Genomic DNA, 233 nt, shown 5'->3' with positions numbered 1-233 from the left:
CGCGGGATTTTTCATTAAGAGGGATTTTATGGAATGGTTAATTGGTGGGTTCGTTGTACTTGTCATTCTCGGTGCGATGTTTAAACCAAGGCGCTGTGATGTTTGTGGCATAGGTTTTAATAAGAAACATTACACTTGGACTATTGAAGGCAAAAAGCAGCATTTGTGCCCTAATTGCAATAGCAAAATGAGTAGACGGGTTAGCAATCAACGATTTACTGACAGGTTTGGAC

1 protein-coding gene is annotated in these 233 nt (G+C 40.3%); it reads left to right on the top strand.

The features are described from left to right. Positions 1-28: 28 nt before the first annotated feature. A partial coding sequence (locus SB773_RS34860) for a hypothetical protein (RefSeq protein ID WP_410595145.1) occupies positions 29-233 on the top strand: 205 nt, incomplete at its 3' end.

The organism is Bacillus sp. SIMBA_074 (genome assembly GCF_046534555.1).
In the GTDB taxonomy this organism is placed as follows: Bacteria; Bacillota; Bacilli; order Bacillales; family Bacillaceae_G; genus Bacillus_A; species Bacillus_A mycoides.
The sequence above is the reverse complement of the archived record's forward strand: the minus strand, read 5'-3'. Positions and strand labels throughout refer to the sequence as shown.